This window comes from Sphingomonas sp., assembly GCF_035910975.1.
Lineage (GTDB): Bacteria > Pseudomonadota > Alphaproteobacteria > Sphingomonadales > Sphingomonadaceae > Sphingomonas.
In genome coordinates this window covers 1-9,742 of sequence record NZ_JAMHWM010000033.1, presented here as the reverse complement: position 1 = coordinate 9,742, position 9,742 = coordinate 1, and the positions used below count along the sequence as shown (strand labels likewise).

Sequence of the window (9,742 nt, the reverse complement as noted above, 5' to 3'; positions counted from 1 at the left end):
CTTCGACCGCTTCCCGCAAAGCGCCGTATCCGCTCGATCGACAGGCATATCGGCGGCGCAACGTCATCGAGCGCTTCTTCTGCCGCCTCAAGAACTGGCGCCGAGTCGCAACCAGATACGATCGCCACGCCGCAAATTATCTCGCAGCGATCGCTCTCGTCGCCGCCGTCACGGAGTGGGCGCAATGAGTCCTCAACCTAGTCTGCCTGCTGCTTGCCTACGCAGCGCGCCGTGATTTCGCGGATAAGGGATTCCTCGTCCGTCACCGGCGACTTGCGAAACGACGTCGCGTCCTCTGGATTGAACCTGTACGTCGCGCCCATATAGACCGCCTCGTAGGACCCGGTCGTGTTGATGACCCAGTCTCCGGCATTGCCCACCGTGTCGACAAGGCCAAACGGGCTACGTTCGTCCGGGTAGGCGTCGACAGGCTTCAACGCTGGAGGAGGCTCGCCCACTGCTGGCAGGCCTGGAATGTTGGCGCGCGCCTGATCGATCCGGTTTCCCCATGGAAATACCCGCCCGTCCGTGCCACGAACCGCAAGTTCCCATTCGAGGTCCGTGGCAAGACGCTTGCCGCGATGGGTGCAGTAGAGAATGGCTTCCTCGCGTGTCATCGGCGCCGGACAAGTGCTGCAGGCAATCTCGCCAAGACCCGGTGCCAAATCGCCGCCCCCTGTCACCTGGTCGCTCTCGGCGCTCTCAATGACCGCGAAGATATCGGATAGATCCTTGCCGAGCCCGGCAAGCGGTTCAAAGCCGGCCGCGTCAACGGCGGACGCGTTGCGAATCGAATTTAGCAGGAAGGAGCCCCTCGGTCCGAGCAGCCCTTCCCTTGCGAACTGTTCGGCGAGCGGCGTGTATTCGCTTACCGTGGGCGGTCTAACGTCGATCCAGTAGCCCGCGACAAGCTGGCGTTTCTCCAGGTCGCGCTCGTGCAGCCAGTTCCCAGGAGGGATGAATGCCATGCCCGGATGGGCTTCTATCTCATCGGTCGCCGGGATGGTGAGCCGAAGAAACTTGCCGACCGGGTCAAAGCTGCCTGAGAGAGCGAGGTGGAAGGCCAGATACCGGTCCGAGCCATCGGCATAGTTTGCCTCGACCCGGACGATGACATCGCCGGCCGGCACCCAGCCGCGCACCGAAGCTCCTTGTGCGGCCTCTTCGGACAGGACCGTGCGGCGATTGCCGTCGGGAGCCTCGGCAGTCGTCACCACACGTACATTGGAGGCAATCGTGGAGATCTCGCCGAGGTCGACTTCGATCACCACATGCTGCCAGTAGAACCATGCGCCGACCACGACAAGAAGCGCGGCAACGGCGCCGCTACCGATCAGCGCGCGACGGATCCTTGAGACCGTCCGCTGTCTGCGCGCGTTCGTCGATACTGTACGACGGTCAAGGCGGATGGCCTCACCGCGCATGTGATAATCGACATCCTGACCGGCAATCACCCCATCGGCGGCAACGCTTTCCGCCGCCTTGGCGATCACCGCCACGAGATCGACACGAGATTGATTGCCCGACAGCAGAGCGGCCAGCACCAGGCTGAGGCGACTCGCCCGTTCGCTCTTGAATGCGATCGCACTTTCGTTCGCCCCCGCCGCGAAGACTGACAGTCGCGGGGCGCGCGTGCCGAGGGCCCATAGCAAGGGCGCGAACGCTCCGGCATGGCAACAATCGAAGATCAGCACCGCCCGGTCCGGGTCGACAGCCTTCAACAGCCAGTCGAGCAGCTGTTGGCCCCACAGCACGATCGCGTCCTCGGGCCCCTCGCGAACGGAAACCGTGATACCCGCGTCGACGTCCAACCATGCGTGACCGTAGAGATAAATCAGGTGAAGCGTGCCCGCCGGCGCGTCAGCGATATCGGCTCGGTAGGCCGCTGCACAGAACGCGGAGGCCTCGGCAAATGGCGAGAAAGAGTTGTTCACAACCCCGGCTACGACTGCGGCATCTGGAACAGGCTCGAGCGAAAGATGTTCCGGCGTGGCGCCGTCTAGCGCCACGAAAGTGATCCTACCGAGCCGCGCCACCGACTGCCTACCCTACCAGCGGAAGAAGTCCGTCATCGATGTCTCCTCCGGGCCCAGCGTGGTAACCGCCTTCGGCGCAGCGGCGATTACTTTCTGAAGCGTCACCGGTGTCGCCGCGCCGAGATGGAAGCACAGCAAGGCAGAAGCCGTCCCGTTGATGTAGAGCGCCGGCATGATGCCCCCGACCGCGACCATGCCGAGCGTGGTGATCCAATAGATCGGTGCCTTGGAATACTTGGGCAAGGCGCCGGGGCGCCTGGACAGGCCATACCAGTGCAGGATTTCAGCGGAGATGCCACCAAGTAGGGCGAACGCAACTTGCGCAAGAAGAGTATCAACCGACATCATTTCCCCCCAAGGTGATCCGTGGCATCTGGCAAGATGAAAGGAAGCCATTGTAACCTGCGGCTTCGCCGGTGCCACCGATATTCATGCCGCCGCATCGGCAGCTGGGAGCATTTCCAGCTCCGCTTCGTCGAAGGCACGGGTTCCCCGCGCGGCGGCTTCTGCCGGCCTCCCATTGGCTAGGCGGCCTGCCCGGCAGACCGTACAATCAGGTCGCTATCCTCGGCGAGCGACTTCTCGATCTCGCCGGAATTCCATCTTGGGCCCGCCCCACCGAGCGGAAGCGAGGAACCATTACACGGAACTAGTGCGGCGGGGGCGCGCCCGAAAGTCAAGCGTCGGAGGACTGCTCGGCGATCCTGGCGCCTGCGGCGGGCGCACACACCCTCGTCGTAGGAAATCGTAGTTTTGGGCTATTGTAGGATGCTGTAGCGTAAGTTTGGTTGCGGAGGCAGGATTTCATGTTAACTTGCGGAAGCCGCCAGCGCCAGACTTCGCCCGTCGTCTGTGCGCCATGGAGGGCCGTATGGGACTGTTTCGCAGCGCGGCGTAGTCCATTCGTTCATCGAACCGCTTGAATTGTTCGCCAAGTCGCCCATCGTGTCGGTATACGCGAACGGCCGAGGACGCCCTTTCCGGCCATTCGCGATTCAGCAGTCTCGCATTGCAGTATCCCGTTAGCCGCCATTTGGTCGCCGGCTGCGTCAGTTGATTTGGAGCTCAGACGGCGCACCATACTACGGCATCGTGGACGCGATTGGGGCAAGATCGGGGAAATCAGAATGCGCAGACGGAAAACACGCTGATCTCGTCCGACTTTGACGCCACTGACCTGGCGCAGGAGGCTAAGGCCTTCCAGGCCGACATCGCGGTGCGGGCAGGTCGTCTTCCACAAGTTCATCAAGCTGCCGACCGTCCACCTAACGCCGAAGTCGATGGACGCAAACTTAAACGCGTACTGATATAGTTCGACCAGATTTCAGTAACGAATCACACGGCCCCTTTTCGGCGTCTCCTTGGTACGACCATTTCATCGACGATTTCGAAAGTGGAAGGATCACCCATGCCCTTCGTTCGCAAGGAAATTCGCAGCCTCGGCGCGACGTGGAATGACACCACGCTCTGGTACGCCAAGGCGGTCGGGAACCTGAAGGAGCGGCCCTTCACCGACCCGACGAGTTGGTGGTTCCTCGCCGCGATACACGGCTTCCACCCGGTGGTCTGGACTGAGTTCGGCTTCATGGACGACCAGACCCCGATGCCGAAGGCCGACCTCCTCGCCCTCTGGGCGCAGTGCCAGCATCAGACTTGGTACTTTCTGCCCTGGCACCGTGGCTACCTCTATGCCTTCGAGGAGATCGTCCGCAGCGCGGTCGTCGCCGAGGGTGGGCCTGCCGACTGGGCCCTGCCCTACTGGAACTACAGCAAGGACGGCACCGCGGCCGCGCGGGTGCTGCCGGAGGCCTTCGCGGCGCAGACGCTGCCGGACGGGTCGGACAACCCGCTCTTCGTCCCGCGGCGTTTCGGCGACGGCACGCTGCCGATCACCGTGCCGTCGCTCTCGGTCTCGCTGCAGGCCCTCGGCGCCACGACCTACACCGGCGGCAACGACGACATCCCGCCGGGCTTCGGCGGACCGGTGACGCCTTTCCACCACGGGCCCGAGACCGAGACGGCGAACGGCGCTCTCGAGTCGCTGCCGCACAACAACATCCACGGCGACATCGGCGGCGCCGAGCCGGGGACGGATCCGAACCAGTGGTTCAACCTCGGCCTGATGTCGATGCCGATCACCGCCGGCCTCGATCCGATCTTCTGGCTCCACCACGCCAACATCGACCGCCTCTGGTCGATCTGGAAGGCGATGCCCGGCCACGCCGACCCGACCGACGGCGACTGGCGCGATGGCCCGACCGACCGCACCTTCGCCATGCCGCTGAGCGACGGTACGTTCTGGCAGTTCAACGCAAGCGCGGTCACCGACACCCGCGGCCAGCCGCTCGACTACAGCTACGACGACGAGACGCCGCCGACGCTGGCCCCGCGGGTCGCGATGCGCATGGCCGGGCTCGGCGGAAGGGCGGTGGCACCCGCCGGTGCCACCGCGGTCAGGGAGGCACAGATGGCCGCGAGCGGACCCGAACTCATTGGTGCGAGCGATGGCGAGGTCCGCGTCGCCGGTCGCACCCGCACGGAGGTGCGGCTCGACGAAGCTGGGGTCCGCACGCTGCGCACCAGCCTCGCTCGCGCCGCCGCGGCCGGCCCCGGCGCGACGCAGGAGCCGGCGCGGCTCTTCCTCAAGGTCGAAGGCGTCCGCGGGACGGCCGATGCGGCGGTCTACTACGTCTACGTCGACATCCCGCCGAATGCCCGCCCGGCCGACTTCCCCGACCGCCTCGCCGGCACGCTGTCGCTCTTCGGGGTGTCGGACGCCTCCGCCGCCAGCGGGCCGCATGCCGGCAACGGCTTCAACCAGGTCTTCGAGATCTCGGGGATCGTCGACGCCCTGCACCTCTCGGGCGACGACCTCGCCAGGCTCGACGTCCAGTTCGTTCCCTCCAATCCCGCGAGCGAGGCCTCGACGTTCACCGTCCGCCGCGTCAGCGTCTTCAAGTTCGGCGAGTAGCGGGCGGTGCGCCCGCCGCTTCCATTCCTGCGACGGTTTCGCCGCGGCCCGGCCCCGTGGCTGCTCGCCGCGAGCCTCCTCGGCTGGGCGATGATGGCCGTGTCCGGGGCTGGTCACGCGCCGGCCGCCCGGATGGTCGCCCTGTGCTCCGGCGCGGAAATCGCCTGGCCGGTGCCAAATGCCGGTGCCGACACCGGAGCCGCTGCCGGTCACCGGCCGGGAGCGATCGCATGGCTCGCGATGATGCTGGCGATGGCGCCCCTCCTCCGCACCGAGGGCGGCCTGCTCTGGACCGCGGCGCTTCCCCGGCGGCGCTGGCACGCCATCGCGGCGTTCGCCGCCGCCTTCGCCACGCCGTGGCTCGCGCTCGGCATCGTCGTCCTTGCGATCCCCGCGCCGCCCCCCGCGACGCTCGCGGCCGGCGCGCTCCTCGTCTCCGTCTGGCACTGCGCGCCGGCGCGGCAGCGCTGCCTCAACGCCTGCCACGCCCGCCCGTCGGTCCGCGCCTTCGGCCCGGCCATGTTGGGCGACGCGGGGCGCTGGGGCCTGCGCAACGGCACCCTCTGCGCCGCCATCTGCGGACCGGCGATGCTTCTCGCCACGAGCCTGCCCTACCACCTGCCGGCGATGGCGGCCGCGGTCCTGCTCGGCACCATCGAACGTCGCCGACCGTCGCTGCCGCCGGCGTGGCGGCTCCCCTTCTCCGGCGCGGACGCGCTGCCTTGGCAGTCCCGCCAGATGACCCTCCCGCCGAGGCCGGCCCAGACCTGAGGATCTGCCATGCGCTTCTTCATCAAGGCCTACCCCATGCACGAGGCGGAAGTTTCCGCCCTCGCCGACGAGCAGGCGGCGGGCGCCGTCGACGGCGACATCCACGACGGCCTCGTGACCGGGACGGCCGACGCGGAGGCGATCGAGCGCCTCGCCGCCCGCGGCATCGTCGTTCAGGCTCTGGCCCCCGTGCCCACGGGCGGTGCCGCGGCCGGCGGAACGCTGGAGTCGGCGCCGGCGCCTCAGACCCCCGCGCTGGCTCCCGGCCAGCCGTCGCTGCAAGGCGGTCACGCGGACGCCGCCGCCGCCGGGGGGGCGCCCGGATACTGGCTCGCGGAGGTTCTCGAGGTCAGCGACGAAACGATCCACGTTCTCGCCACCGTCGGCGCCGAGATCGTCGAGCGGGACCCGTCCGGCCGGTTCGTGGTGCGCGCGAGCGACGGCGAGGCCCTTCGGCGCCTCCCCTTCGTCCGGGATCCGCAACCCTACGGCGTCGCCGACACCCTCCAGCCGGCGGCGCAGAACCTCGCCCTGAAGGAGGAGCAGGCCGACGGCGAGCCACCGGGCACCCGGAATCTCGCGGTCCGTCGCGCTGACCCCGGCGGCGCCGTCCTCGAGAGCTCCCGAGATCCCGGCCCGGTCACCGCCGGGCGCTTCGAGGCGATCTGCCACGAACCGGCGGAGCGCGAGGCGGTCGCCGACGCGATCGGCGCGCTCGGCGGCACCATCGTCATGAGCGCCGGCCGGGCGGTGCGCTTCACCCTCAACACTGCCGACGTTGCCAGCGTCGCCGCGCTCCCCGGCGTCGCCAGCGTCGCCGCCGCCCGCGCCGCTCGCCTGCGCTGCGACATGGCGCGCGAGATCGTCGGACTCGGGCGCCCCGGCGCGGTACCGGGAACGCTGCCCTACGACGGCCGCGGCGAACTCGTCGGCGTCGCCGACACCGGCCTCGACGAGAGCCATCCCGACTTCGCCGCGAAGACGGTCACCGTCATCGCCCTCGGCCGGCCGGGCGACGGCTCCGACCCCGACGGCCACGGCACCCACGTCGCCGGCACCATCGTCGGCGACGGCACCGCCTCCGGCGCCGGTGCGCCACTCCGAGGCATCGCACCGGCGGCCGACCTGCACTTCCAGTCGGTCCTCGACGCCAACGGCGGCCTCGGCGGCCTGCCGGACACGCTCGCCGACCTGCTGCAGCCGGCCTACAACGCCGGCGTACGCGTCCACAACAACAGCTGGGGCGCCTATATACAGTCGCGCTACGACAGCATGGCGCTCGACATCGACGACTTCGTCTTCGCCAATCCCGACTTCGTGGCGGTCGTCGCCGCCGGGAACGAGGGCAGCTGTCGGCCCGGCCTCTCCGCGAAGCCGGGCTTCGTCGACTTCCCCTCGCTCGGCTCGCCGGCGAGCGCCAAGAACGCGATCACCGTCGGCGCCAGCCGCAGCAGCCGGACGAGCGGCGGCTATGCGACGATGACCTGGCGCAGCGGCTGGCCCGAGGACTTCGCGGCGGCGCCGATCGCCGGCGAGACCGTGTCGGGCGACCCGCAGAGCCTCGCCGCCTTCAGTTCGCGCGGACCGTGCGACGATTTCCGCATCAAGCCCGATGTCGTCGCCCCCGGCACCGACATCGCCGCCACCCGATCGAAGAACGCGCCGCTCGCCCACTTCTGGGGTGCCTACCCGAACAACCGGCACTATGCCTTCATGGGCGGGACGAGCATGGCCTGCCCGATCGTCGCCGGCTGCGCGGCCCTCGTCCGGCAGTACTACCGGGAGGCGCAGGCTCACCCGGCGCCGAGCGCGGCGCTGGTCAAGGCGACGCTCGTCAACGGCACGACGGTGCTTTCCGGCGGCGATGCTGCCGCGCTGCCGGACGGCCGGCCGAACTTCCACCAGGGCTTCGGCCGCATCGATATGGCGCTCACCCTGCCGGATCCGGTTGCGCCGGCCTTCGAGGTCTTCTTTATCGACACTTGGCAGCGCGATCCGGGCTTCCGGTTCAGCACGCGCAAGGGCCGCTTCCGCTGGGAGTTCGACGTCCACAAGCCGGGCGAGCTCCGCATCGCTCTCGCCTGGACCGACTACCCTGGCCGGAGCCTGCAGAACCAGCTCAGGATCATCCTCGACACCCGCCGCGGCGGAGGCACCTTCAACTGGGTCGGCAACGAGAGAGGCGTGCGGCTGCTCGACTTTCCCGCGAGCGATCCCCGCCAGAACCTCTCCGGGCAGACCAATATCCTCCTGCGCGATCCTCAGAACAACGTCCAGGTGATCCGCGCCGACGTGCAGCCTGGGTCGCACACGCTGGCGATCTTCGCCGACAGCCTGATCCGGCTGCCACAGGACTTCGCCTTCGTCGCCACCTATCCCGTCGGCGGCGCCACCGTGGGAGTCTTCTGACCATGCGTGTCCATGCGATCGAGGCCGCCGAAGGCGACTGCCTACTCATCGAGGACGGCGGCGCCTTCGCCCTCGTCGACGGCGGCATCGCCGGCACCTTCGACACGCGGCTGATGCCGCACCTTCGCTCCGCGCTCGGCGGCGGAGGGCGGCTCGAGGCGGTCATCGTCAGCCACGTCGACCGAGACCACATCACCGGGATCCTCGACCTTCTTGCCGAGATCGAGCGTGCCCGCGCCGACGGCGAGGCCGATCCGGTGGCGATCGACGACCTCTGGCACAACAGCTTCGGCTCGACGCTCGACGAGGCGGACGGAGCGCTGTTTGCTAACCTCCAGGCGATGATGAGCCAGGCGGGGCGCGCCAGCGTCACGGCGGCAAACGGCTCGATCGCTATGCTCGGGATCGCCGAGGGCGCGAAGCTCCCGCGCATGGCGAGCAAGCTCGGCATCCCGCTGAACGGCTTCTTCGGCGGCGCGCGCATCGTGGCGAACGGCGGCAGAGCTCCCGCATGGACCCTCGGCGGCAGCCGCATCGCCGTCGCCGGGCCGACGCCGGAAAACCTCGCCCAGCTCCGCAAGGAGTGGATCGAGTGGATCGAGAAGCACTTCGATTCCTTCGCGATAGGCGATGTCGCCGCGATGGCGAACGCCGACACGAGCGTCCCCAACCTCAGCAGCATCGTGCTTTTCGGCGAGACCCCAGACGGCGCCGTTCTTTTCACCGGCGACGCCCGCGGCGACCACATCCTGCAAGGCCTCGAGCGAACCGGCTTCCTCCCGGCGGGCGGAACGCGCGCGCTGCGCCTCCTGAAGGTCCAGCACCACGGGAGCGACCGCAACGCCACGAGCGAGTTCTTCGAGCGGCTGCCCGCCGACATCTACCTCTTGTCGGCGAACGGCCGGCACGACAATCCAGACACCGCGCTCCTCGCGATGATCGTGGACGCGGCCGTAGCGGGGGGCCGACATCCGCACATCGTCGTCACCAACGAGGCACCCTCGCTCGACTGGCTGCGCCGGAACCGACCGCCGGTGCAGCTCGGTTACACACTGACCGTGCGTGAGGAGAGCAAGCACGCCGTGGTGATCGACCTCGCAACCGGAGCGGTTGCCTGAACTCTCACGTCGCTGCGGAGGTAACCGTCCGGTCTGACCGCTACCGGCTCCAGCGCCAGGGGAGCAGTTCGTCGATCTTGGTGATCTTGTAGTCGGGGATTCGAGCAAGCGTGTCGGCCAGCCAGGCTTGCGGATCGACGCCATTGAGCTTGGCGGTTTCGATCAGGGTGTAGGCGATGGAGGCGGCCCTCCCCCCGGCCTCCGAGCCGACGAAGAGATAGTTCTTCCGGCCGAGAGTCATCACCCGTTCATTCTGCCCATGTCGGGCAGTTCGCTGTCGTCCACTACCCGTGGCATGCTCTGTTTGGCCGTCGCGTCCGTGTCGAGCGGCGCGATAACCGGAAGACGGGACAGTACGTCCATGTCGAGGTTCTGCCCGGCCTCGTGACGGTGCTCGCCGCGTGGATGCTCGATGCATCCGCCTGCGTTGGCATGGC

8 protein-coding genes and 1 pseudogene are annotated in these 9,742 nt (G+C 68.1%); 5 read left to right on the top strand and 4 right to left on the bottom strand.

The genetic code is table 11. The features are described from left to right. A partial coding sequence (locus VYI76_RS13190; RefSeq protein WP_326525262.1) for a transposase occupies positions 1-188 on the top strand: 188 nt, incomplete at its 5' end. Positions 189-197: 9 nt separating this feature from the next. On the opposite strand, the gene VYI76_RS13185 is transcribed toward VYI76_RS13190, so the two are convergent. Both VYI76_RS13185 and VYI76_RS13180 read right to left on the bottom strand, forming a co-directional pair. After that, a complete protein-coding gene (locus tag VYI76_RS13185; RefSeq protein ID WP_326525261.1) occupies positions 198-2,009 on the bottom strand; it encodes a formylglycine-generating enzyme family protein in 1,812 nt (603 codons plus the stop codon). A 39-nt stretch (positions 2,010-2,048) separates the two neighbouring features. Continuing rightward, a complete protein-coding gene (locus VYI76_RS13180; protein ID WP_326525260.1) occupies positions 2,049-2,384 on the bottom strand; it encodes a hypothetical protein in 336 nt (111 codons plus the stop codon). Positions 2,385-3,444: 1,060 nt separating this feature from the next. Here VYI76_RS13180 and VYI76_RS13175 point away from each other — a divergent pair. Genes VYI76_RS13175 through VYI76_RS13160 form a run of 4 tightly spaced genes read left to right on the top strand, consistent with a single transcriptional unit; the run spans position 3,445 to position 9,305 of the window. Beyond that, on the top strand, positions 3,445-5,007 hold the full coding sequence (locus VYI76_RS13175) for a tyrosinase family protein (RefSeq protein ID WP_326525259.1): 1,563 nt from the start codon (positions 3,445-3,447) through the stop codon (positions 5,005-5,007). A gap of 6 nt (positions 5,008-5,013) precedes the next feature. Further along, a complete protein-coding gene (locus VYI76_RS13170; RefSeq protein ID WP_326525258.1) occupies positions 5,014-5,778 on the top strand; it encodes a hypothetical protein in 765 nt (254 codons plus the stop codon). 9 nt (positions 5,779-5,787) lie between these two features. Next, positions 5,788-8,187, top strand: coding sequence for a S8 family serine peptidase (locus VYI76_RS13165; RefSeq protein ID WP_326525257.1), 2,400 nt, complete (start codon positions 5,788-5,790; stop codon positions 8,185-8,187). A gap of 2 nt (positions 8,188-8,189) precedes the next feature. Further along, a complete protein-coding gene (locus tag VYI76_RS13160; RefSeq protein ID WP_326525256.1) occupies positions 8,190-9,305 on the top strand; it encodes an MBL fold metallo-hydrolase in 1,116 nt (371 codons plus the stop codon). A gap of 40 nt (positions 9,306-9,345) precedes the next feature. Here VYI76_RS13160 and VYI76_RS13155 read toward each other — a convergent pair. Then, positions 9,346-9,552, bottom strand: a pseudogene (locus VYI76_RS13155) (transposase domain-containing protein); the annotation flags it as partial. Continuing rightward, on the bottom strand, positions 9,546-9,742 hold a 197-nt coding region (locus VYI76_RS13150; RefSeq protein ID WP_326525263.1), incomplete at its 5' end, for a hypothetical protein. The pseudogene VYI76_RS13155 and the gene VYI76_RS13150, both read right to left, overlap by 7 nt.